Raw genomic sequence first — 24,577 nt, 5'->3', positions numbered from 1 at the left:
GCGCCAGCCCCCGTTGCTTTTGTTACCATCAGCCCCATATAGAGCGCCCAGCGCCACCGACCTGTAGGAAACCGCCCTGATGAGCCCATCGTTTGACGTCGTGGAACTCGCCACGACCTATGCCAACAAGTCCCCCCAAGACATCCTCAAGCTGGCCTTCGCCGAATTCGGCGATGACCTGTGGATATCCTTCAGCGGCGCCGAAGACGTGGTGCTGGTGGACATGGCCTGGAAACTGAACAAGAACGTCAAGGTGTTCAGCCTCGACACCGGCCGCCTGCACCCGGAAACCTATCGTTTCATCGACCAGGTCCGCGACCACTACAAGATCGACATCGAATTGATCTCGCCCGACCATACGAAACTGGACCCATTCGTTAAGCAAAAAGGCCTGTTCAGTTTCTATAAGGACGGCCATGGCGAATGCTGCGGCATCCGCAAGATCGAGCCGTTGCGGCGTAAACTGACCGACGTGCGCGCCTGGGCCACCGGCCAGCGCCGCGATCAGAGCCCTGGCACCCGCAGCCAGGTGGCGGTGCTGGAAATCGACACGGCATTCTCTACGCCCGAGCGCACGCTGTATAAGTTCAACCCGCTGTCGCAGATGACCAGCGAGGAAGTCTGGGGTTATATCCGCATGCTCGAGCTGCCTTATAACAGCCTGCACGAACGCGGTTTTATCAGCATCGGCTGCGAGCCATGCACCCGCCCCGTCCTGCCGAACCAACATGAGCGCGAGGGCCGCTGGTGGTGGGAGGAAGCCACGCAGAAAGAATGCGGGCTGCACGCCGGCAATATCATCGCCAAATCCAAGACTGTTTAGCCCTTCCTCATTTTCTGTACACAAAAATGTCACTTCAGGTGCCATTTTTGTGTGCATGCCCCGCTTGAATGCCCCTAAAAGTTACACCGACTCTAAAACCCTACCTGCTGCCTCCCCCCGCTTGACGCTAGCGTTGAAAATAGGGATCGGCGCGGCATTGGTGTATGGCTTCATGAACCTGTCCGGCTACATGGGGCAGAAAACTGGAGTACCTTTTCCCGTCATCAGCCGGATCAGTTTCGGTATCCACGGCGCGCAGATTCCTGCGCTGATCAGGGCCGTTATCGCCATCGCCTGGTTTGGTATTCAGACGTACCTGGCTTCAGTGGTATTTCGCGTGTTGTTGACCGCGGTCCACCCTGGCTTCGCCGAGTACGACCAGAACTCCATCCTCGGGCTGTCGAGCCTGGGTTGGGTGTGCTTCGTGGCCATCTGGTTCGTGCAACTGGTGATCCTTGCCTACGGCATGGAGATGGTCCGGCGCTACGAAGGCTTCGCCGGGCCGGTAATTCTGGTGACGGTCGCGGCACTTGCCGGTTGGATGTATCTGCAGGCCGACGCAACCATTGCCTGGTCGATCCGCGAGCCCCTGACCGGAGGCGAGATGTGGCGCAACATATTGGCGGGCGGTGCGCTGTGGCTGGCGATCTATGGCACGCTCATTTTGAATTTCTGCGATTTCGCCCGCTCATCGCCGTGCCGCCGAACCATCGTCGTAGGAAACTTCTGGGGCTTGCCGGTGAACATTCTGGTGTTTGCCGCCATTACCATCCTGTTGTGCGGTGCGCAGTTCCAGATCAACGGCCAGATCATCGAAAGCCCGACCCAGGTCATCGCCTCGATTCCCAATACGTTCTTCCTGGTGCTTGGCTGCCTGGCCTTTTTGATCGTCACCGTGGCGGTGAACATCATGGCCAACTTCGTCGCCCCGGCGTTCGTACTCAGCAACCTGGCGCCCAAGTACCTGACCTTCCGCCGCGCGGGGTTGATCAGCGCCGCCATTGCCGTGCTGATCCTGCCGTGGAATCTCTATAACAGCCCGCTGGTGATCGTGTATTTCCTGTCCGGCCTCGGCGCCCTGCTCGGGCCGCTGTATGGCGTGATCATGGTCGACTACTGGCTGCTGAGAAAAGGCCGCATCAACGTGCCGCAACTGTACAGCGAGGACCCAAATGGTGCGTATTTCTACAGCAACGGGGTCAACCTGCGGGCGGTGGCGGCGTTCATTCCAGCGGCACTGATCGCGATTGTCCTGGCGCTGGTGCCCGGCTTTGACAGCATTTCACCATTTTCCTGGCTGATTGGCGCTTCGATTGCAGGGTTGTTGTACCTGATCATCGCCAAGCGCGAGCCGCACTACGAGGACGTAAGCGGCGAATCCATCGCTGTGGATAACGTCAGCCATTAATCCATGGAAATGGCTCGTCAGGTACGGGCCTCCTGTTTTTCGTTCAAAAGGAATAGCTCATGCGAATTCTAGTGGTCAACGTCAACACCACCGATTCCATCACCCAGGCCATTGCCCGACAAGCCCAGGCCGTCGCCGCGCCGGGTACTGAGATCATTGGGCTCACGCCGCATTTCGGTGCCGATTCCATCGAAGGCAACTTCGAGAGCTACCTGGCGGCCATCGCCGTCATGGACCGGGTGATGTCCTATGACCAACCCTTCGATGCGGTAATCCAGGCCGGCTACGGCGAGCATGGTCGCGAGGGCTTGCAGGAGTTGCTCGACGTGCCGGTGGTGGATATCACCGACGCTGGCGCCAGCACCGCCATGTTCCTGGGCCACGCTTACTCGGTCGTCACGACGCTCGACCGCACAGTGCCGCTGATCGAAGATCGTCTCAAACTCTCCGGCCTGTTCGATCGCTGCGCCTCGGTGCGGGCCAGCGGCCTTGCGGTATTGGAGCTTGAAGAGGACCCGCAACGGGCGGTGGAAGCGATCGTGCAGCAGGCCGAACTGGCGGTCAGGCAGGACAAGGCGGAAGTGATCTGCCTGGGCTGCGGCGGCATGGCCGGGCTCGATGAGCAGATCCGCCAGCGCACCGGCGTGCCAGTGGTGGACGGAGTGACCGCGGCCGTGACGATTGCCGAATCGCTGGTGCGGCTGGGGTTGTCCACCTCTAAGGTGCGCACCTACGCGACACCTCGGCCGAAGAACATCATCGGCTGGCCGGGGCGGTTTGGGCGGTGAGTGTGCGGCTCTAGACCGTGGCGCGCTCCCATATGGATTCCAGCGGCCACACAAACTGTGTTATTGCGAAATCCTGTGGGAGCGAGCTTGCTCGCGACTGGAGCCAACTCGGTCAACGTCCAAATCAGACCGCGCTGAACCGCCGAGCCAACCCCTGTTCGCCAAACTGCTCAATGATGAAGTCCACGAACGCCCGAGTCTTGCCTGGCAACAGTTTATGCTCAGCGTAATAGATGGAAATGTTGCCATCATCGACGTACCAGTCCGGCAGGACCCGTTGCACGGCGCCGCTGTCGAGGAAGGGAAGAGCTACTGGCATGCTGACCAGACCGATGCCCAACCCCTGAGCCGCGGCGGCGCAATCGGCCTCTGAATCACTCATTGTCATGCCGGGTTTAAGCATGAGCGGGCTATGTTGTTGGTCGCGGCTGGTCAATAGCCATGAACGGACACGCCCGGTTTGGGGCGAGCGAATAAGAATGCCTCGATGGTGCGCCAGATCCCCGGGCTCGATGATCTCTGGATATTTCTGCAAATAATCGCCTGACGCAACCAGCACCCGGTGGGCCACGGCCAATTTTCGAGCAACGACGCCCTGAGGCAACTCAAAACCGCCGCCGATAGCCGCGTCGAAGCCCTGGCCGATCAAGTCCACCTGCCGGTTATCGAAATGCCAATCCGGGCTGATCGCCGGGTACCTGCGCAGCAATTCCCCCAACAACGGCACGACATACAACCGCCCGAACGCCGTGCCCATGCTCACTTTCAGCGTTCCCGCCGGTTGTCCGCCGGCGCTGGCCAGGTTGGCGACGGCATTCTGGATGGTGTTGAAACTGCTGCCAACTTCTCCTAGAAACAACTGGCCGGCTTCGGTCAGCCTCAAGCTGCGGGTGCTGCGCTGGAACAGGCGCACCCCCATCCGCGCCTCCAACTTGGCGACGCTTTTACCCACCGCTGCCGGGGTCACGCCCAAACGTCGTGCCGCCTCGGCAAAGCTGCCGACTTCGGCGCTGCGAACAAAACATTCGATACTGCTGAAACTCTCCATGGCGCCCACTATCAACTTTGGGTTTACACAGACTATATCAACGAAGGTCTACCCAGCCGATAGCCTAGTCTTGATACTCGCCCCATCACCGCGGCACCTCGCCCCGGCACCTTATGGAGAACATCATGAATACCCAAGCACTGAACGGCAAAGTCGCATTGGTCCAAGGCGGTTCCCGTGGCATCGGCGCCGCCATCGTCAAGCGCCTGGCTGCGGAAGGCGCGGCAGTCGCCTTTACCTACGTCAGCTCTGGCGCAAAATCCGAAGAACTGCAGAACAGCATCACCGCAGCGGGCGGCAAGGCCCTGGCCATCAAGGCTGACAGCGCCGACGCCGACGCCGTGCGCAACGCCGTCGCCGCCACCGTCGAGGCTTTTGGCCGCCTGGATATCCTCGTCAACAATGCCGGCGTGCTGGCAATGGCGCCGCTGGATGAGTTCAAACTGGAAGATTTCGACCAGACCCTGGCCGTCAACGTGCGCAGTGTGTTCGTCGCCACCCAGGCCGCCGCGCGGCACATGGGCGAAGGTGGCCGGGTCATCAACATCGGCAGCACCAACGCCGACCGCATGCCCTTCGCTGGAGGCGCCACGTACGCCATGAGTAAATCCGCGCTGGTAGGCCTGACCAAAGGCCTGGCCCGTGACCTAGGCCCACGGGGCATCACCGTCAACAACGTGCAGCCCGGCCCGGTGGACACTGACATGAACCCGGCCGACAGCGACTTCGCCTCCAGCCTGATAGACCTCATGGCGGTTGGCCGTTACGGCACGTCGGAAGAAATCGCCAGCTTCGTTGCCTACCTCGCGGGCCCGGAAGCTGCCTATATCACCGGGGCCAGCCTGACCATCGACGGCGGTTTCGGCGCCTGATCCGAGGCAACCCGCAGGGCTGCACAGCAGCCCTTTCGCATCAAGCCCATTCCAGTTCCGGCAAACCGCACAGGCTTGGCTGGAACAGTTTGAGTGATCGGATGATCGCATCGGCGTGGGCGTACTTTTCGTCGGCCATGGCCGAATCCGGAATAGCGATGGCGGTCATGCCCGCCGCTTTCGCCGCCGTGACGCCGAACGGGGAATCCTCGAAGACCAGGCAATCGCGAGGATCGACGCCCAGGCGTCGGGCCGCGGTGAGGAAGATATCCGGAGCGGGCTTGGCCGCACCCACTTCCGGATCATCTGCGGTCACGATGCAGTCGAACAACGCGAACCAGTCCCGATGCAGGGTGGTTTTCAGCTCGAACGATGGGCGAGCCGAACTCGTCCCTACCGCAATCGGGATGTGGTGAGCCTTCAAATGCCGCACCAGCTCCTCAGCGCCAGGCATCCCCATGGCATGAGGAAAACGCTCGCGCATCAAGGGTTCGCGAATGGTCAGGAATTCTTGGGGGGTGATTGGCAACTCCAGCGCCTGGACAACGTAGTTGGCCAAGTCCGTGGCGCCACGCCCGATGATGTTCTGCTTGACGCTCCAGTCGAACGTGCGCCCGTAGCGCTCGGCAATGATGGACGTGACTTCGGTATAGATCCCTTCGGTGTCCAGCAGCAAGCCATCCATGTCGAAAATCACGGCCTTGATCGGGCCAAACTTTTTCAGCGGTGCATTCATCGCATCTGATCCGTTATCAACTCAGCATTTCAGGGATGGCTCAGGTGCGCCCGGCGCAACGTATTCGCCTTAAAGGATTCAGCAGAATAACGAGGCGCGCTCGATACAGGCAATGGGAAATTTTATTAGGACGGTGACGGGGGATTGGCAACTGCAACCCCCCGTCACGAACAGTTGGGATGATCGACGGGAACGTGCGTCAGCTGCCGGAACCACCTGAGCCGGAGCCCGACCCGCCGCCGCTTGAGCTACCGCCGCTACCGCTGCTGCTGCCGGTCCCACTGCTTGAGCCGGAACCGCCACCCATCGTGCTGCCGCCGCTGGTGGAACCGCTACCGGTCCCCGGGCTGGTGCTGCTGCCGCTGGCATCATCGCCGTTGCCTCCACCCACGGAGCCGGGTGGCAGGGCGTTGCCGGTGGTGTCGGTGGTGGATCCCGCATCCATCTGCGTCGAAGGCGGCATGCCTCCCTTGTCCACGGGCGCGTTGTCCGACGATTGGGCGAAAGCCGCCAGTGAACTGGCGCAGAGGACTCCGGCGAATGCCAGAGCCGTCAGGTTTGACTTCATCATGGTCAATCTCCTCTTCAGATGATTACTTCATGTCAGGCAACCCTGGCGCGCCGATGGTGCCGCGAAATCGACGGGCGGATCACGATCAGCTGGGCGTGCCCGAAGCGTCGTCACCGGCGATGTCCGGATCGTCCGGCGTCGCCTCGACATCCTGATCATCGCTTGGCACCTGCTCGACTCCAGTGTCGTCGTCATCAGGGGGTCGCTGGTCGCGGCTTAGCGGGTCGGTGGGTGAACGCAGCGGATATTCCGGCGTCTCGTCGTCGGGTACGGGCGTATCAGCAGTCATGGCAACCTCCTGGTATTTGCAATGAGCGTAAGCAAGACGGACTTATTTGTAGGACTCATCCTCAGCCTGAGCATCTTCATCGTCGATCAAGGGAACCTGTGCATCATCCATCAGGGAACCAGGGTCTTCGTTACCCGGATCGTTGACGCCCGGATCGTTGATGAAGGGAACACCCGACGGGCCCTTTTCTTCCTTGCCTTCAGTTTCCGGCGTCATGGCACACCTCCAATCACACGTGAATGTATGAATTCGAGGCGATAGAAAGCTAATCGTTCCGGGTAAATGCCCATAAGAAAAAACCGGCGCTGGGCCGGTATTTTCAATGCGTGGATCGCTCAGCGATGCTTTTTCTTGTGCTTGTGCTTGTGCTTCTTGCCGCCCGAGTGTCCATCATTATCATTGGACAGGTTGCTGCCCAGCGCACCGCCTGCCGCCCCACCAATGCCCGCGCCGATGGTGGATCCGGTCGATCCGCCCAAGCGGTTGCCAACGATCGAGCCACCCGCCGAACCCAGGCCACCACCGATGGCTGCTTCCGTACGGCTGCCCTTGCGCGCGCCCACCGCACTACCGGCCGCACCGCCGACACCCGCGCCAATCGCGGCGCCAGTGCTGCCGCCCATCTGTTGGCCAACCACATTACCCAACACACCGCCCAGACCACCGCCAACCGCAGCAGTACCGTCGCCAGCGGCCATCGCGCCCTGAGCGAGCACAAGCCCAAGCGCCAAGGTGGACAAAGTCAAACGCATGATAAAAACCTCAAGAATGCCGCATCGGGGGAAAAGGCCGGCGCGCGCGGGCGCGAGTGTACGCCAAACCGCGACAGCCATGGCGGTTGGACCACAAGCAAGGGGGTAGTTTTATGACAGGCAAAAAAAAGCCCGCTGGGGAAACGGGCAGGTACTGCTTTCTAACGGATGAGCTGAGACTACGCGACCGACTGTGAAAGAAACGTGAAAGCAAATCTCTGTAGGAAAAAAATGAAAAATCTCAGGAAACGTCCCGTTTTTACGAAACGAACGGGCGAAAAAAAGCCCCATTCGATGACGGGGCTGCGCTGACGATTATTTCCTGACGGGTATTCGGGGCAGGAATTTGGCTTTTTCCCCTCGCTGTACCTTGGATACTCTCGTCTTGATGGACTTGATCGGCTCGTCGCCGAAATCCGATCGATAGGCCGACTGACCACACTGTAGACCTTCGTTGACCGGATACGCGGCGCCATTTTCCTCGCTGTACTGTGTTCCCATCGCATTTCCCCTTTTGACGAAGCCGATACCGGCAACAACGATTGCCTATAAATATCGACTTTCACGTCAGTGAGACTAGCGGGTCATCAACAGACTGCCTGTCCGCAACCCGCCCTGACCGACGAACGGAACCCACTGTTTCAAAAAGGAAACACTCACTCCGCGCCCAGTATGGTGCGGCTCAGAACCCTGGAAACCTGATCAGCCGAATATGGTTTGGACAGAAACTCGAAACCTTCATGCCCGCTTCGAGCCAGCTCCTCGCTGTAACCAGACGTCAACACCACCGGCAGCTCCGGGCGACGCTTGTGCAATTCCCTCGCCAGGGCGATTCCGCTGATGCCGGGCATGACGACATCGGAGAATACGGCGTCGAACCTCGTCGCATCCTGGCCAATCATCTCCAACGCCTGCTCGGCATTGGTCGCCCAGGCCGTTTCGTATCCCAGGTCTTGCAGGATCTGGTTGGCGAAACGCCCCACTTCCAAGTTGTCTTCCACGATCAATACCCGACGCCGGCCCTTCTCCAGCACCATAGGCGTGGTTTCCTCGCGTTTGGGCGCCTGGACTCCTTCTGGTTCGACTTCCGGAAGATACAGCGTAAAGACGGTGCCCTTACCGACGACGGTGGAAACATCGACGTTGCCTCCCGACTGCTTGGCGAAACCAAATACCTGGGACAACCCCAGCCCCGTGCCCTTGCCCACTTCCTTGGTGGTGAAGAACGGTTCGAAAATATGCTCGAGTATTTGCGGGTCGATTCCCGTCCCGGTGTCCTCCAGGGCGATGGCGGCGAAGGCCTGCCCTGCCCCGGCATGGCCTCGGATCGGCGGCATGCTGTGCCCACAATCGAGTCTCAACCACAACGTTCCCTGGCCGTTCATGGCATCCCGGGCGTTCAAGGCCATGTTGATCAGCGCCGTCTCGAACTGGCTCAGATCCGCGCGGATGTAGCAAGGCTTTTCACACAATTGGACCTTGACGTGGATGCGCGCCCCCGTGACCGTTTCCAGCATGTCCCCCAGGCTCTGGACTTGCTTGCCCACGTCGATGATTTCCGGCTTCAACGGCTGTCGCCGTGCAAACGCGAGTAACTGGCTGGTCAGCTTCGAAGCCCGCTCCACCGTTTCGGAAACCGCGACCATGTAGCGCTGCCGGCGCTCGTCGGACAGGTTGGGCATGCGCAGGAAGTCGACCGAGGACCGGATGATGGTCAGCAGGTTGTTGAAGTCATGGGCCACGCCACCGGTGAGCTGGCCGATGGCTTCGAGCTTTTGCGACTGGCGAAGCGCCGCTTCGGTCTGTTGCAGCCGCGTCGTGCGCTCCTCGACCCGTTGTTCCAGGGTCGCGTTCAGTTCGGCCAGTGCCGCCAGGCCTTCACGCACCGCAGCGTCCGCACGGGCGCGTTCGATGTGGGCCCAGCAGCGCTCGGTGACCTCCATCAGCAACGTCAGGTCGTTCGACGTCCAGGTTCTCGGTGTTTTGTCATGGATCGCCATCAGCGCCGTCAAGCGACCATCCTTGATCAGCGGGACGCAAATGGTGGCCGCGATGCCTATCGACTGGAACGCAGCCGCTTCCTCAGGCGCCAGCTCCGTCAGGTTGTCGTTGATCACCAATGGTTTGCCGGCCCGCAGATTGGTGACCGCCAACCGGCCGAAATCCAGCAGACGGTAATGCCCGATGATGCTGGGCGAACCAGCCCTCGCCCAATCGCCACGAATCGTGAAGCCATCCTCGTCCTCATCCATATCGGCATAGGCGCAGTTGGACAGGTTGAGGTGCGCCGCGAGGATGCGCGCGGTGGTCGCCATGATCGCCTGCGGATCCGTGGCATTGGCCACGGCACTGCCAATGGCATCGAGCACCGCCAGGCGTTGGGTCATGAGCACCGTGGAAGTCGTCTCGGTGACCGTGTCCAGCATACCCACGACCTTGCCGAACTGATCCCGGATGGGGCTGTAGCAGAACGTGAAAAAAGCTTTCTCGGGGCCACCGCCACGTTCGATGACCAACGGAAAATTCTCGATATAGGTCGCTTGTCCCTCGAAGGCCGCGCCCACGATCGGCCCGATATCGCTCCAGGCTTCCTGCCAAACCTGATCGAACGGACGGCCCAATGCTTCGGGTTTGCTACCGAGGATGGGCAAGAACGCATCGTTGTACAGCATGACCAGCTCGGGGCCCCAAACGATTGCTTGGGGAAAATGGGACGCAAAGCTCAGCGCCACGGTGGTCTTGAGCACATCTGGCCATTTTTCGAAGGGTCCGAGGGAGGTGTCGTTCCAATCGTGACGGCGCACCCTTCCAGCCATTTCTCCATAGCTCTGGAGCCAATCTGTCATTGCGTTCGATCCTTCTGGCACGCCAATACCCAGCGAGGGGAAAAGCTTGTGACCCCAGGCAGGGCCGTATTATCCCGCGCGGGGTAGGAAAGTGCGATTGGATTGTGGGATGTGTCGGGCTGCAATTACCCAACAAACGACGAACCTCGACCGAAAGGCTACAGCAACGTCCTACAAACCAGCGAAAGTGGCGGGCATTCGCCTCCTCTGGCGACCAGTACGCATCGTCGGATCAAGGCGATGCAGCGACTCGAAAAAGATGTGGATCATGGGCTAAAGATCGGCTTGCAGGCGCCGATAGACTGGCGCACCTAGTACTTGCCATACCCGCCCGAGACATGGATACGAAGGCGCAAGCGGACGAAACTGCGATAACGCAGGTGTTCGACGAAACAGGCGAAGGACATATAGATAAGAAAATAATCAGGGGCGAAACGGTGAAGAACACCAAACCCAGAAGTGATGTATCTCCAGTATCACGCAACAGGTTTTTCGCCCTTGAACAACGAATGCTATTCGACGGCGCGGCGGCGGTCATCGCCGACACCGCGGTCGTGGCACGTAGCGGCGCCGAAGATGCTTCCGTCGCGATTAGCGGCATCAGCGTCAGCGACACCGATAGCGCAACACAACACGTCACCTTGAATGCCAGCCATGGCACGCTGAACCTGGCCAGTACCAATGGCCTCACCGGCTTGACCGGCAATGGCGGCGCCAGCATCAGTTTCAGCGGCTCGCTGGCAGACATCAACGCCGCCTTGAACGGCATGTCGTTCCGGGGCGACAGCAACTTCAATGGTGCTGCCTCGTTTACGTTGACCAGCGACGACGGCAGCAATACCACCAGCAAAACCATCGACATCAACCTGACCCCGGTCAATGACGCACCGACGATTTCCGGCAGTGGCCCGGCGTTGCAGGTGGACGAAGGCGGGACGGCGAATTTCTCGCCGGCCACCAGCTCCCCCGACGGCAAGGGCTTCACCCAAAGCAACCTGGGCATGACCGATGTCGATAACGTGCAGCAACAGGTCATCATCAAGCTCACCTCCCTGGCGAGCAATGGCACCTTGTTGCTCAACGGTAAGGAGCTAGGGGTAGGGTCAAGTTTTTCCATCGACCAGATCGCCAACCTCAGCTATCGCCACAATGGCGACCAGGTCATCAATCCCGCGGGCCTCACCGACAGTTTCACCATTACCATCGATGACGGGGCCGGCGGCGTCGTTCACGACCACAACGTGCAGGTTCACGTCAATCCGGTGAACCAGGCGCCGACATCGAGCGGCACCATCACGATCATCGAGGGCGAGCAAAGCGTCAACCTGACCGACAACGGCAACCTGGTCAGCCCGATCGGCACGCCCCGTGGCACGATCCAGATCGGCGATCCCGATCAATCCCCGGGTGTCGACTTCACCTATACGCTCAATTCCCTGCCGACCCACGGTACGTTGCGCTATGACGGCGTGGTGATCACCGACAGCAGCTTCGTCATCCTGGACCTCTCCAAGCTCACCTACAGCCACGACGGCAGCGAAGCCAGCGGGGCCGGCGCCACCGATAGCTTCTTGCTCAATGTCACCGATGACGGCGGCGGCACCGGTGTGCCCAAGACGTCGACGTTGACCGTCGATCTCACCATCCTGCCCAACAACGACGATCCGGTCCTGGATCACAGCATCGACCAGAACCTGAATCCTGGGGAAACGATTCGCGTCGTCACCAACGCCATGCTGCAGGTCACCGACAACGACTCCTTCGATTCCAGCCTCAGGTATACGCTCACCGCCGTGCCCGACAGAAACGTCGGTTATTTCACGCTCAACGGTGGGTTGCTGGTGGTGGGATCGAGCTTTACCCAGGCCGACATCAACGCAGGCAACGTGGTCTATCACGTTCGGGCCTATACCGGCACGGCGCGAACCGACAGCATGAGTTTTACCGTCAAGGACGGCGGCGTACGCCTGTATCCAAGCGCGCGCGATGGCGGTATCTACGACACCGACGCGGCCAACAGCGCGTTGACGGTCAAGACGTTCAACGTCCACGTGCCGGCCGAGCCATCGACGTTGCCGGGGGCACTGCCGGCCGACCCCGCGCCTAACCAGGCGCCCGTCAGCGGCGGCGACAAAACCGCGACGATCGACGAAGCCGCCAGCTACACGCTGACGACCGCCGACCTCAACGCCACCGATGACTTCACCCCCGCCGACGGCTTGACCTACCGGGTGCTGGTCACGCCGGGCAGCGGCACATTGCTGCTCAACGGTGTCGCCATCGGTGCGTTCGGCACCTTCACCCAGGCCGACGTGGACGCCGGACGCGTGACGTTCCAGCACAGCGGCGATGAACACTTTGTCGACAGCTTCCAATTCTCGGTATCCGACGGGACGCTGACCACCGCGACCGAAAATTTCAGCCTCAGTATCGTGCCGAAAAACGACACACCGACCGCCACCAATGACGATCGGGTATTCACGGCCGAAGGCGGCACCGTCACCATTACCAACGGCAACATCGTGGTCGCCGATACCGACAGACAAGCCGATGCCAGCGGCGGCACCCAATACGCCACGAGCAACGACGTCATCCTGCAGATCAGTGCGCTGCCACAATTCGGCCACCTGACGCTTGGCGGCGTGACCGTGACGTTGAATCAGACCGTGACCTCGGCACAATTGGCCGCGGGCGACCTGAAGTACGTCCATGACGGCAGCGAAAACTTTACTGACAGTTTTTCCGTGGTGCCCGTTGACGACCAGGGCGTGGCCGTCGGAGCGGGTACCAACCAATCCAGCACCGGCTCGGCTTTGGTGGTGCCGATCACCATATCACCGGTCAACGATGCGCCCGCGTTCAATTCCAAATCCCAACTGGTCGCCGGTGAAGCGGGCGCCATCCACGAAGGGGAATCGGCAGTGATCGGCGGTGCATCGGGTTATGCCAATCCCGATGGATCCGGCACGATAAATGGTTCGGTGGCCGGCGCGCACCTTGTGTACGGCGATGACGATAACTCCAGCCTACAGCGCCAATACCGGCTCACCGCTATTCCGGAGCATGGCAGGTTGATGCTCAACGGCGGCGTCCTCGGGCTCGGCTCGGTCTTCACCCAAGCCGACCTGGACGCCAATCGCGTCACTTATCAACATGACGGCAGTGAAACCAGCAACGACTCATTTTCCTACATCGTCAGTGACGGTGATTTCAGCGCCAACGACAGTGGCTCATTCGCCCAGGGCGTCACCGCCACGGCATCGACCTACAACATCGAAATTCTGCCGACCAACGACAAGCCAACGGTGTCTGCCCCCAACAACCCGGTCAATATCGACAGCACCGTCGCTGGCAACAATCCGGTGGGCGGCTTCACGGTGGGCGATCTCGATGACTTGAGCGGCGTCGGCACGCAGGATTCGGTGCAAGTCATCGTGCGGCTGACCCAGACCGACGGCACCGCTTTCACGGCGGGCGAGTATGCGGGCGTCAACCTCTCCGTCGGCCTGGGCGGCGGCGCTACCCGAGACGCCGATAAAGACGGCAATGGCGATTACCTGGTCCTTCGCGGCACCCGGGCCGAAGTCAACGCGGCGCTGGCCACCCTGACCGCCAGCGTCAACGACCCCAGCAACGAGGACCATCAATACCGCATCCAGGTCGTGGTCGATGACCGGCTGCGTGACGCCGGCGGCAACCTGACGACGGGAGCCAATGGCGGCAGCGAAAACCAGGCGGCCACCCCCGGCGGCAACGGGCAGCCGATCTCCGCCGTTGAATTCGATGGATACACCGACAGCGTCACCGGCACCGACCTCAACCTGGCACAGGCCAGCGTGTTGGTCCGCGTGTCGACAATCAACAGCCTGCCCAGCGTGGGCATCCCGGCGTCCCAACTGATCAACGAAGATCGCTCGACCGCCGTCACCGGCATCTCGGTGGTCGATACCGAGTCCACGGCCCTCGACGTTCCGGTCTCCGTGACGGTCAGTGTCCCATCGGGTCAAGGCGTGCTGGGGATTGGCGGCGCGGGCACGCAGACCACCATTACCCTGCCGTCAGGACGGACGGTGAGCATCAGTGGCGACAACAGCAACAGCGTAACCCTGATCGGGCGGGCGGATGATATCCAGTCGCTGCTCAACGCCGTCGGCACTGGCTTGACCTACACCAGCGCAGCCAACGCCAACCACGACTACAACGGTGCCGCTGCTGGCGACGTTACGCTCAGCGTGCAATTGAACGAAGGCTCCGCCGCCATCGGTGGTGACGTCGGCAGTGGCAGCGTTGCGTCGCCTGCCCAGGCCAGCGAACTGGCCATTACCCTGCAAGCGACCAACGACGCCCCTACCGTAACGGCAGGCAGCGGTAGCCTGGCGGTAGGCCAGAGCGGCGCGGCAGTGGCCGTGCCGGGTTTTTCGGTCTTCGATCGGGACTACAACGACGGTGGGGGCATCAGCGCACCGCCAGGCGAGAGCGCTTCGCCGGAACAGGACTTCACTCAGGTGACCGTGCGCCTGACCGATGCCAATGGCGTGCCGCTGAGCCAAGCGAGCTACACCGACATCATTCTCGGCTCCACCAGCTCGCCCACGGAAGATCACACCAGCTTCGAAATCGATGACACCCATTCCGGCACCGACAGTGCACTGGTCATCCGCGGCAGCCTGGCCAACGTCAATGCTTACCTCGCGGGTTTGCAGGTTACCCTCAGCGGTACCCTTGCCAACACCGACACCAGCTACAGGGTGCAGGTGATTGCCGACGACCGCATTCGCGACGTTGCCACCGGCGTGCTGGATGCCAGTGGTCTGGCCAACGGCGGCTTGAATCCGTCCGGTGCTTCGACCGCCGTGGTCCCCGCCACCGTTATCGATCCCTACGCGGCGTTGCCTGGCTCGCTCACGCTCAATATGGGCAGCAACACGCGGACGCTGTTTGTTTCCAGCCTCAACGACCCGACCCAGGTTACCGCCAGCGACGTCACCGTCAGGGAAGGCTCGGCGACCCTCAACCTGACCGGCAGCGTGGGTGGGTTCACCATCAGTGACCCGGACGCCAACGGTGCCAATACGTTCTTGGCCACCGTACACGTCAGCCAGGGGGTGATTTCCGGCGTGGGCGGCAGTGGTGGTTCGGTCAGCGGTGTGGGCAGCGATACGGTGACGATCAGCGGGGCCACCCAAGCCGAAGTCAACGCTCGCCTTCAGGCCCTGACGATTACTTACCCGACGGCCACGGGCGCGCCGGCAGGCAGCGACTACACGGGCAACTTCACGGTGACGGTTTCCGTCAACGATGGCGGCAGCACCGGGCAGCGTCCTGGAGCGTTGACCGGCGACACCGACGATGCCAACCAGAACCCGGGCGATTTCGACTACGCCGACGGCACCACCGCCGCGCTGATCACCACCCGCACGATCAATGTAACCGTGCTGCCGGTCAACGATGCGCCTTTGGCCTCGGGCCTCGACAGCTCGCAAACCGTGACCAAGGGCGGCAACCCCGTTCGCTTGGATGGCGATGGCAATGTGGCCGTCAGCGATCTTGAGCTGGATGTGAGTGCTGGAAAATGGCAGGGCGCGACGCTGACTATCAACCGTCAGGGCGGCGGTAATGCCGATGATGTCTTTGGCCTTTTCGACAGCGATGCGGGGGACGATGCGGTCGGTGTTCAGGTCAACGGCAGCGACCTGCTCGTCGACGGGGTGGTCGTGGGCAGCATCAGCAATGCCTCGGGCACGCTGCAAGTCACCTTCAACGCCGATGCCGACAGTTCAGTGGTCGGCAAAGTGATGGGCGCCGTCACCTACAGCAACACCAACGCCTCGACATCGGCCAGCGCCGACGTAGCCGTCGACTTCGTGCTCAACGACCAGAACCCGAACACCACCGACAGCGGCACTGCCGGCAGCGGCCAGGACCAAGGCGCCGAAGGGCGGAAAATCGCGACGCAAACCATCACCATCCACCTCAACACAGCGCCGGTGGCCGTGGACGATGGCCTGCAAACCGTCCAGCAAGGCGATCCGGCCAGCGGCAATGTCCTGCCCAATGACAGCGACCCGGACGGCAACCCTTTGAGTGTCACCGGGTTCACCGTCGCGGGGGTCGTCGGCACGTTCAATCCTGGCGATACCGCCACCATTGCCGGCGTCGGCACCCTGACCCTCAATGGCAACGGCAGCTACTTGTTTACACCAGCGCCATCCTTCCACGGCGATGTGCCGGTGGTGACCTACAGCATCACCGATGGCACGGGCGGCGCCGACACCGCCGACCTCACCATCCGGGTCAACGCGCCACCGGTTGCGGTGGACGATGGTCTGCAAACCGTCCAGCAAGGCGATCCGGCCAGCGGCAATGTCCTGCCCAATGACAGCGACCCGGACGGCAACCCCCTGAGTGTCGGCGGGTTCACCGTGGCGGGGGTAGTCGGCACTTTCAATCCTGGCGATACCGCAACCATTGCCGGTGTCGGCACCCTGACGCTCAACGCCGACGGCAGCTACCTCTTCACGCCGATCCCCACCTACCACGGCGATGTACCGGTGGTGACCTACAGCATCACCGACGGCGTGGGCGGTACCGACAGCGCCGACCTGACGATTCGGGTCAACGCGCCGCCAGTGGCGGTAGACGATGGGCTGCAAACCGTCCAGCAGGGCACGCCGGCCAGCGGCAACGTCCTGCCCAACGACAGTGATCCGGAAGGTCATCCGCTGAGCGTCGCCGGGTTTACCGTCGCGGGGGTTGCGGGCACTTTCAATCCTGGCGATACCGCAACCATTACCGGTGTCGGCACCCTGACGCTCAACGCCGACGGCAGTTACCTCTTCATGCCGGTTGCGACCTTCCACGGCGATGTGCCGGTGGTGACCTACAGCATCACCGACGGCGCGGGCGGTACCGACAATGCCGACCTGACCATCCGGGTCAATTCCACGCCTGTCGCCAACGATGACGGGGTGTTGCTCACAGACCGCGACACGCCCATCCAATCCATACAGGTGTTGGCCAACGACACCGATCCGAGCGGCCATCCGCTCACCGTCACCCACGCCCAGAGCGCTGACGGCAGCGTTACGATCAACCCAGACGGAACCCTGGATTTCACCCCGGCACCGGGCGTCACGGGCGATGTCACGATCACCTACGTGATCAGCGATGGCGTGGGTGGCAGCGACACCGCCCAAGTGCGCATCCATATCAATGAGCCGCCCGTGGCCGTCAACGACGGCGTTCATAGCGCGCCCCAAGGAGACCCGATCAGGGGCAGCGTGCTCGGCAACGACAGCGACCCCGAGAACGATGCGATTCATGTGGTCGACTTCACCGTGGATGGCGTGACCGGCACCTTCGCGGCCGGCGACAGCGTGGCAATCCCAGGCGTCGGCACGATTACGCTCGACCTCGATGGCCGCTTCGTATTTACACCGAACGCCAATTATCTCGGCGCGGTGCCGACCATCGATTACCGGATCACCGACGACCATGGCGGCTTCGCAACGGCGCAATTGAGGCTGCGCATGGACTCCTCGACATTGCCGCTGCCGCCCACGTCCGATGTCTCGACGGATCGGAACGCGCCCACCGGCGACGTTCTGCGTCATGAATACCCGGATTGGCAGCTTGATTCGTTGAGCGTGCGGCGCGACATGGTGCCGGGCCTGTTCGTCACGCTTCCGGTGATGGATTCGCAAATCCAGGCCGATGAACGACTCGACCCGCTGCGCTCCGGCTATGCCCAAGCCTACAGCGGCGAAATACGTTCGGAGTCGATCGGGATTGGCCTCGGTTTCGTTCCTAATCTGCACGTCACGCTGGCGGTACAGGATTCGCAAAAAACCGTCGATTACCAGGAAGGTTCGCTCAAATTCAAGGACAGCCTGTATTTCACCGGTGGCCATAGCTTGTTCGGCGATTTCGATGCCTTGCAGCCTGTGGCTGAAGAGCCTTCAGCAAGAGAAGTCAAGCCCAGCCCGCCGTCTGATCAGCCCAAGGCGGCCGTTTCCTTCAGTGACCAAATCAGCCAGGCCGCCAAACAGCGCCAGCCTCATTCGTCCACTCAAGTCGAACGGCTACCGGCGCCCCAGCGCAAAGGTTGACCCAACGTCCTCTACTTTCCTTATAAAAACGGTAATCACATGTCTTTGATGGAAAAAAATCGTTCAGTACTGGGCGCAGGCTGGGTCGCGGCCATGGTTATCGGCCTGGCAGGCTGCTCCGTTGCGCCGAAACCGTTGCAACAAGATGAAATTCACCAACGAGTGGCCGGTGACCAGCTCCAGCTTTACGCCGACCAGGAACCGATCAAGGGGCCATTGACCTTCGCCGACGCGCTGGCACGCTCGCTCAAATACAACCTCGACTATCGCCTGAAGTTGATGGAATCGGCTCTGGCGGCGGGCCTGCATGACGTTTCACGTTACGACATGCTTCCCAAGATGCTGGTCTCGGCTGGCTACACGTCGCGCAACAACGAGTCGGGTGGTACGAGCGTCGGCATTGAAACCAACACGGTTTCGTTGATCCCCTCCTCCTCCGTCGAGCGTAACCGGACACTGGCCAACGCTGAGTTTTCCTGGAACCTGCTGGACTTTGGCGTCAGCTACTATCGCGCCAAGCAGAGTGCCGACCAATACCTGATCGCCGAGGAGCGACGCCGACGCGTGATGCAAACGGTTCTGCAGGACTTGCGCACCTCCTACTGGCGCGCCCTGGGCGCCCAGCGTCTTGAAAGCCAGGCCGACGAGCTGCTGAACCGTGTACGCCTGGCGCTGGGCAAATCACGGGAGGCCGAGGTACAGGGTCTGCTACCGCCGGCACAGGCGTTGGCTTACCAAAGCGCCCTGCTGGACGCGACCACTTTGCTCAACGCTCGCCGCCAGGATCTGGAATTCGCCAAACGCGAATTGGCCGCGCTGATGAGCATTCCACCGGGCACCCAATTCACGCTGGCTGAGGAAAGCGAGCCCTCGCTGCCTGGCGTCCCGGTCGACATGGCCAAACTTGAGGAAATCGCCTTACAGGCGCGTCCTGAGCTGCGTGAGGAAGACTATCGCAAGCGCATTTCGGCGGACGAAGCGCGACGCCAATTGCTGGCACTGCTGCCCAGCCTTGGCATCAACATCAACGATCAGTACGACTCCAACAAATATCTCTATAACAACAACTGGGTCGACAGCGGCGTGCAGGTCAGCGCCAATCTGTTCAAGCTGGCGGCCATCCCGGCCACGCAAAAAGCCAGTGCCTCCCAGGAAAAAACCGACAACGCGCGTCGCCTCGCGCTGTCGATGGCCGTGCTGACGCAGGTGCGCATCTCGGTGGAGCGCTACAAGCTCGCCTTGGTCGATTACGACCTGGCCGACCAGTCGAGCCAGGTCGACCAACGCATGGCCAAGTTCGCCCGGGCGTCGGTAACTTCCCGCACCGATTCCGAGCTTGAAGTCATCCGCACCGAAACCCGCGCCCTGCTTGCCCAGTTCCAGCGATACTCGGCCTACGCCACGGCGCAGACGGCCTTCGGGCGCATCTACAACTCCCTGGGCCTGGACGTGTTGCCCGAAGACGTGCGCGACGCCAGCGACTTGCAGCAACTCTCGCAACAACTCCAGGAAAGCCTGAGCCGTTCAGAACGCCAGGCGTTCACGACGGCGATCGGAGAGTTGCCTTCGCAGCAACCGCTGGCGGTACGCCTGGAATACTCAGGCGATGCTCGGGCAGCCAATGACATGCTCGAAGTGGCTCGCCAAGCATTGAAACGCAACCAGTTCGTGCTTGCCGAAAACAACCAGCCCGGGCCTACGCTGATCATGCAACTGCATATCGCCAACGTTCAGGACGGTATCCGTCGCGGTGAATGGAGCGTCAGCCTGCGCCGTGCCGACGGAAGCGTGGCAGGCACCAGTCACTACCAGAGCACGTTGCGCGCCCAGCCGGACAGAGATTCCTTGAACGCATTCTGCGAAGCCGCCACGGTGGCGGAAGTGCCGAACCTGCGGGCGTGGTTGAAATCGGGCCCAACACAGGTGGCCTCGAAATGAAGATCCGATCTCGTTGTGTTCCTCTTTCTGTGATCGGCAGTTCGTTGCTCGGCCTGGTCGTGGCAGCGCAACCGGCATGGGCACAAAGCGAAACCGATGCCGGCGTGCGGGTCTTGCTGGTGGCCGACCAGGAAACCACCCTGGCGAGCCAGCTGGTGGGGCGGGTACGCGCGGTCAACGCGTCGCTGGGATCGACGTTCAGCAAGGGCGACGTGCTCGTCAGTTTCGACTGTGACGAACAGGTCGCTCGCCTGAAGATGGCCCAGGCCGACCTGAGCTCCGCCCGTGAAACCCATGACGCCAAGTTGCGTTTGCAAGGGTTGCAGTCCGCCGGCGAGGTGGAAGTTTCGCTGGCCGCCAGCGCAGCGGAAAAAGCCGCTGCCCAGGTGGCCCAGTACCGGGCCCAGCAACAACAATGCAACGTCCTGGCACCGTTCGATGGGCGCGTGGTCAAGGTGCAGGTCAAGGCGTATCAGGGCGTCAACCTGGGCCAGCCGCTGCTCGACATCATCAGCAAGGGGCCATTGAAGGTACGTGTGAATGTACCTTCCAAATGGTTGGTCTGGCTCAAGCCCAACCTGCCCTTCCAGGTTGATTTGGGTGAGACAGGCAAACGTTATCCCGCCAAAGTCAACGCCATCAACGGCCAGGTCGACGCCGTCAGCCAGACCATCGAGCTCGAAGGGGTGATCGAAGGCCGGCCCGTCGATCTGCTGGCGGGAATGAGTGGCACTGCGCTGTTCGAAGCACCGCAATGAACGCCCAAGCCAATACAGCGCCCAACCCGGTCGCGGTGCTGTTGCACCTTGAGCAGCGCGCTCAAGAGGCGCGCAGTATTGCCGAGCTGGGTTTTGTGATGGTCAACGAAACGTGGCAGCTTTTGCGTTATCGCCAAGGCTATGTATTCGTCAGCGATGTGCTGGGCAAGCCCTCGTTGAGCAACGTTTCCAGTCTGGCGGTGCTGCCTGAAGAGACACCGTTTACCGTCTGGCTCAAAAGTCTGGCCCAGCATCTGTGGACGCAGCCCACGGCATCGGCCGAATCGACACCAGCCGCCGTCTTGCATCTGTTGCGAGCCCGGGACCTTCCCGAAAGCTTCGCGCAGGGCTGGGCCGAATGGATGCCGATGCATCTGCTGTGCGTACCGCTACCGCCGCGCGATCATTCACGTCGTGGCATGTTGCTGCTTGCTTGCGATACCGCGCCGGACGAACAAACCCAGGCCCTGCTCGCCAGACTGGGGCAGACCTATGCGTACTGCCTCGCGGCGCTGACCAACAAACGCCCCACGCTCGGTGCTCGCTGGCAAGTCTGGCGACAGCGCCCATGGCGTTTACTCGCATTGGGGACGGCCATGGCCCTGGCTTGCCTGGTGCCGGTCCGGCTGAGCGCCCTGGCGCCGGCCGAGATCGAAGCCCATAACGCGATCGCCATCGCCTCCCCACAGGATGGCGTGGTGCACGAGTTCCTGGTGCAGCCCAACCAGATGGTGCAAAAGGATCAACCGCTGTTCAGCCTCGACGACACGACCCTGCGCAATCGCCGCGCCGTTGCCCGGCAAGCGCTGGAAGTCGCCCGGTCCGAAGCGCTGCTCGCCGCGCAAAAAGCCTTCGAAAGCGCACAGAGCAAGGGCGAGCTGGCCGCGCTCAATGGGCAAGTGCAGGAGAAACAGGCCGAGGTCGCTTGGCTCGACGAAATGCTTGAGCGCAATGTGGTCCGAGCGCCACGCGACGGCATCGCGATATTTGGCGACACCAATGATTGGATCGGCAAGCCGGTGGTCACTGGCGAGCGCATCATCCAGCTGGCCGACCCGCAAGATGCGGGGGTGCTGGTCTGGCTCCCGGTGGCCAATGCCATCAACCTCGATACCGGTTCTGAAATTCGTCTGTTCCTGCACGTTGCGCCGCTATCGCCCTTGACCGCCAGCCTGATCCAGACCAGCTACCAGGCCACGCTTTCGCCAGACAACATTCCCTCGTATCGCATTCGGGGGCAGTTCCAGGGTGATGCCAGCCAGTTGGCGCGGATCGGCCTCAAGGGCACCGCCAAGCTGTATGGCGAATCGGTACCGCTGATCTATTACGTCATGCGCCGTCCGTTGGCCGCCCTGCGTGAATGGAGCGGGCTGTGAGCGAACTGGACCTGGCGACTCTGCTGTCGGGCTCATCGGCCGGATCGACATTGCAAGACCCAGACGTACATCTTCCCGAACACCTGCCCGCGGTGCGCGAAGACTTGCGCTTGATTCCCGCGGCCACGCAACGTGATGGCTCGCCAGCCTGGATGATCCAGGACCCGGTCGGTAACCGGTTCTTCAACATCGGCTGGCTGGAGTTCGAGATCCTGTCACGCTGGTCCCTGGGTAGCCCGACCCGCTTGCTCGAGGCGCTCGCGGCCGAAACGCCCCTGAACGTCAGCCGAGCGGAACTGGCGGCCTTGTTGGCGTTTCTGAGCCGCCATCAGTTATTGCATGTCAGCGACGTCACCGGTACCCGACGCCTGGAAGAGATGGCCCGGCAAGGCAAGCACACCGGTTGGCAATGGTTGCTTCACAATTACCTGTTCATGCGCGTGCCGCTCTGGCGTCCGCAGCGCCTGCTAGAAAAAACCCTGCCCTGGGTCGCGCCACTGTTCAGCCGGACCTTTCTGGTGTGCATCGCCCTCGCCATCGTGCTGGGCCTGTTCTTCGTCGAACAGCAATGGGATGTGTTCGTTGCCAGCTTCCAGCAAAGCCTGTCACCGCAAGGCCTGGTCGGTTATCTGGTAGCCCTGGCGATTACCAAGTGCCTTCACGAGCTCGGCCATGCCTATACGGCTACGCGCTACGGCGTGCGCGTCGCGCACATGGGCGTGGCGTTCCTGGTGCTATGGCCGGTGCTCTACACCGATACCAGCGAATCCTGGAAGCTCGCCGACCGCCGTCAACGCTTTCACATCGCCGGTGCCGGCATTCTCGTGGAGCTGCTGGTAGCCGGAGTTTCGACGCTAGGTTGGGCCTTGTGCGAAAACCCAATGCTCAAGAGCGGGCTGTTCTTCCTGGCGACCACCAGTTGGATGATTTCATTGGCCCTCAACGCCAGCCCCTTCATGCGCTTTGATGGGTATTTTTTGCTGTCGGACTGGCTCGACCTGCCCAACCTCCACGAGCGCTCGGGTGCCTTGGCGCAAGCCTGGATGCGCCGTCGCCTGTTGTCCTGGGACGAACCCGATCCGGAAGTCGTAGCGCCGCGCCTGCGTGGTTTTCTCATTGCCTTTGCCATCGTCACCCGTATCTATCGCCTGGTAGTGTTTCTCGGCATCGCCGTCGCCGTGTATTACCTGTTTTTCAAGGCGCTGGGTATCTTGTTGTTCCTAGTCGAAATTGCATGGTTCGTCGTCATGCCTATCCAGCGTGAACTCAAGGTCTGGTGGGGTCGTCGCAAGGAGATCCCCACGCGGCGAGGTCGCCTGCTTTTGCTCGGGCCAGGCGCGCTGATGCTATTGGCCGCCTTGCCGTGGAGCACCCAGGTGCAGGCGCCCGCCTGGCTGCATGCAGAGGTTCAATACACGCTCTATAGTCCCTTGCCGTCCCGGCTGGTGGAGATGCCTCTCGCCGGGCAACCGATCGAAGCCGGTTCAACCTTGGTCGTTCTGGATTCCCCGGTCATACGCGACAAGGCCGAACGGTCTCACAAAGCGACCCTCGCGTTGCGCGCGCAACTCGCCGGACTCCCCGGAACTGCCGATGGGGCCGAAAAATATGCCTCGATTGCCAGCCAGCTCAACCGTCAGCAAGCCGAGTCCGCCGCCCAGGCGGCCGAGTTGCAACGCCTGACATTGCGCGCACCAATGGCCGGAGTGCTCATCGACATCGACCCCGCCGTGCAGCCCGGCGTCTGGGTCAAGCCCAATCAGCCGCTGGGCGTCTTGGTCAGCCCCGATAGCTGGACGGTGGAAGCATTCGTTCGCCAGCAAGACCTCTCGCGCGTGGCCGTTGGCGCTCGCGCGCGCTTTTATGCACAGGGAGGCAGCGGCACGACGCTTGAGGGAGAAGTGATCGGCATTGACGATTCACGCACCCAGAACGTCCCGCACCTGATGCTGAGCACGACCTACGGCGGCCCCATCGCCGTCTCCGCAAAACAGGACCGGAACCTGCAGATCCGTGATGCCCTTTACCGGGTGAGAATACGTTTGGACGCCCCTCCCGCCCAGATGATGATGCGCCTGGGCAACGTGTCCATCGAGGGGGCCCGCATCAGCCCGGTTGCAGAGCTGTTCACCGATGCGTTGTCGATTCTGATCAGGGAAAGCGGGTTCTGATGGGGGCTTTCACCTGCTCCCCCGTGGCGAGGGAGCTTGCTCCCTCTGGGCCGCTCCGACGCCTCGGGAGCAGCGGCCCCTTTTTTGTGAGCG

15 protein-coding genes and 1 pseudogene are annotated in these 24,577 nt (G+C 61.6%); 9 read left to right on the top strand and 7 right to left on the bottom strand.

The window, feature by feature from the left end; genetic code table 11:
- The first annotated feature begins 79 nt into the window (after positions 1-79).
- From ACLK1G_RS21475 to ACLK1G_RS21465, 3 genes and pseudogenes are all read left to right on the top strand, one after another.
- Positions 80-823 (top strand): phosphoadenylyl-sulfate reductase, encoded by a 744-nt coding sequence (locus ACLK1G_RS21475; protein WP_420767244.1) that lies wholly within the window; start codon positions 80-82, stop codon positions 821-823.
- Between the two features lie 127 nt (positions 824-950).
- Positions 951-2,231 (top strand): annotated as a pseudogene (locus ACLK1G_RS21470) (NCS1 family nucleobase:cation symporter-1); the annotation flags it as partial.
- Positions 2,232-2,290: 59 nt separating this feature from the next.
- On the top strand, positions 2,291-3,019 hold the full coding sequence (locus ACLK1G_RS21465) for an aspartate/glutamate racemase family protein (RefSeq protein WP_420767243.1): 729 nt from the start codon (positions 2,291-2,293) through the stop codon (positions 3,017-3,019).
- Positions 3,020-3,143: 124 nt separating this feature from the next.
- Here ACLK1G_RS21465 and ACLK1G_RS21460 read toward each other — a convergent pair whose 3' ends face one another.
- Positions 3,144-4,067, bottom strand: a complete 924-nt coding sequence (locus ACLK1G_RS21460; protein ID WP_420767242.1) for a LysR family transcriptional regulator — start codon at positions 4,065-4,067, stop codon at positions 3,144-3,146.
- 125 nt (positions 4,068-4,192) lie between these two features.
- Between ACLK1G_RS21460 and ACLK1G_RS21455 the strand changes: the two genes are divergently transcribed.
- Positions 4,193-4,939: a 3-oxoacyl-ACP reductase family protein gene (locus ACLK1G_RS21455; protein WP_420767241.1), complete on the top strand. Its 747-nt coding sequence runs from the start codon at positions 4,193-4,195 to the stop codon at positions 4,937-4,939.
- A 40-nt stretch (positions 4,940-4,979) separates the two neighbouring features.
- Here the strand turns inward: ACLK1G_RS21455 and ACLK1G_RS21450 are convergent, their stop codons facing one another.
- From ACLK1G_RS21450 to ACLK1G_RS21425, 6 genes are all read right to left on the bottom strand, one after another.
- Positions 4,980-5,675 carry an HAD-IA family hydrolase gene (locus tag ACLK1G_RS21450; protein ID WP_420767240.1) on the bottom strand — a complete coding sequence of 232 codons (696 nt, stop codon included), beginning with the start codon at positions 5,673-5,675 and terminating at the stop codon, positions 4,980-4,982.
- 199 nt (positions 5,676-5,874) lie between these two features.
- On the bottom strand, positions 5,875-6,246 hold the full coding sequence (locus tag ACLK1G_RS21445) for a hypothetical protein (protein ID WP_420767239.1): 372 nt from the start codon (positions 6,244-6,246) through the stop codon (positions 5,875-5,877).
- 85 nt (positions 6,247-6,331) lie between these two features.
- Positions 6,332-6,535, bottom strand: a complete 204-nt coding sequence (locus ACLK1G_RS21440; protein WP_420767238.1) for a hypothetical protein — start codon at positions 6,533-6,535, stop codon at positions 6,332-6,334.
- Positions 6,536-6,577: 42 nt separating this feature from the next.
- Entirely contained in the window at positions 6,578-6,751 is a 174-nt protein-coding gene (locus ACLK1G_RS21435) for a hypothetical protein (protein WP_420767237.1), read from the bottom strand.
- Between the two features lie 119 nt (positions 6,752-6,870).
- Complete coding sequence (locus tag ACLK1G_RS21430; RefSeq protein WP_420767236.1) at positions 6,871-7,287, bottom strand: glycine zipper domain-containing protein; 417 nt, start codon at positions 7,285-7,287, stop codon at positions 6,871-6,873.
- 656 nt (positions 7,288-7,943) lie between these two features.
- Complete coding sequence (locus tag ACLK1G_RS21425) at positions 7,944-10,133, bottom strand: response regulator (protein ID WP_420767235.1); 2,190 nt, start codon at positions 10,131-10,133, stop codon at positions 7,944-7,946.
- 509 nt (positions 10,134-10,642) lie between these two features.
- Here ACLK1G_RS21425 and ACLK1G_RS21420 point away from each other — a divergent pair.
- Genes ACLK1G_RS21420 through ACLK1G_RS21400 form a run of 5 tightly spaced genes read left to right on the top strand, consistent with a single transcriptional unit; the run spans position 10,643 to position 24,484 of the window.
- The gene (locus ACLK1G_RS21420) at positions 10,643-18,241 is read left to right on the top strand and encodes a cadherin-like domain-containing protein (RefSeq protein ID WP_420767234.1); all 7,599 of its coding nucleotides are present in this window, start codon (positions 10,643-10,645) and stop codon (positions 18,239-18,241) included.
- Between the two features lie 39 nt (positions 18,242-18,280).
- Positions 18,281-20,179: a TolC family protein gene (locus tag ACLK1G_RS21415; protein ID WP_420767233.1), complete on the top strand. Its 1,899-nt coding sequence runs from the start codon at positions 18,281-18,283 to the stop codon at positions 20,177-20,179.
- Positions 20,176-20,937 carry an efflux RND transporter periplasmic adaptor subunit gene (locus tag ACLK1G_RS21410; RefSeq protein ID WP_420767232.1) on the top strand — a complete coding sequence of 254 codons (762 nt, stop codon included), beginning with the start codon at positions 20,176-20,178 and terminating at the stop codon, positions 20,935-20,937. Before ACLK1G_RS21415 ends, ACLK1G_RS21410 begins: the two co-directional genes overlap by 4 nt.
- A complete protein-coding gene (locus ACLK1G_RS21405) occupies positions 20,934-22,313 on the top strand; it encodes an efflux RND transporter periplasmic adaptor subunit (protein WP_420767231.1) in 1,380 nt (459 codons plus the stop codon). The genes ACLK1G_RS21410 and ACLK1G_RS21405 overlap by 4 nt, the downstream gene beginning before the upstream one ends.
- Positions 22,310-24,484, top strand: a complete 2,175-nt coding sequence (locus ACLK1G_RS21400) for a site-2 protease family protein (RefSeq protein ID WP_420767230.1) — start codon at positions 22,310-22,312, stop codon at positions 24,482-24,484. Before ACLK1G_RS21405 ends, ACLK1G_RS21400 begins: the two co-directional genes overlap by 4 nt.
- Positions 24,485-24,577: the final 93 nt, after the last annotated feature.

The organism is Pseudomonas algeriensis, from assembly GCF_048847255.1.
In the GTDB taxonomy this organism is placed as follows: Bacteria; Pseudomonadota; Gammaproteobacteria; order Pseudomonadales; family Pseudomonadaceae; genus Aquipseudomonas.
This window is presented reverse-complemented; position numbering and strand designations above follow the sequence as displayed.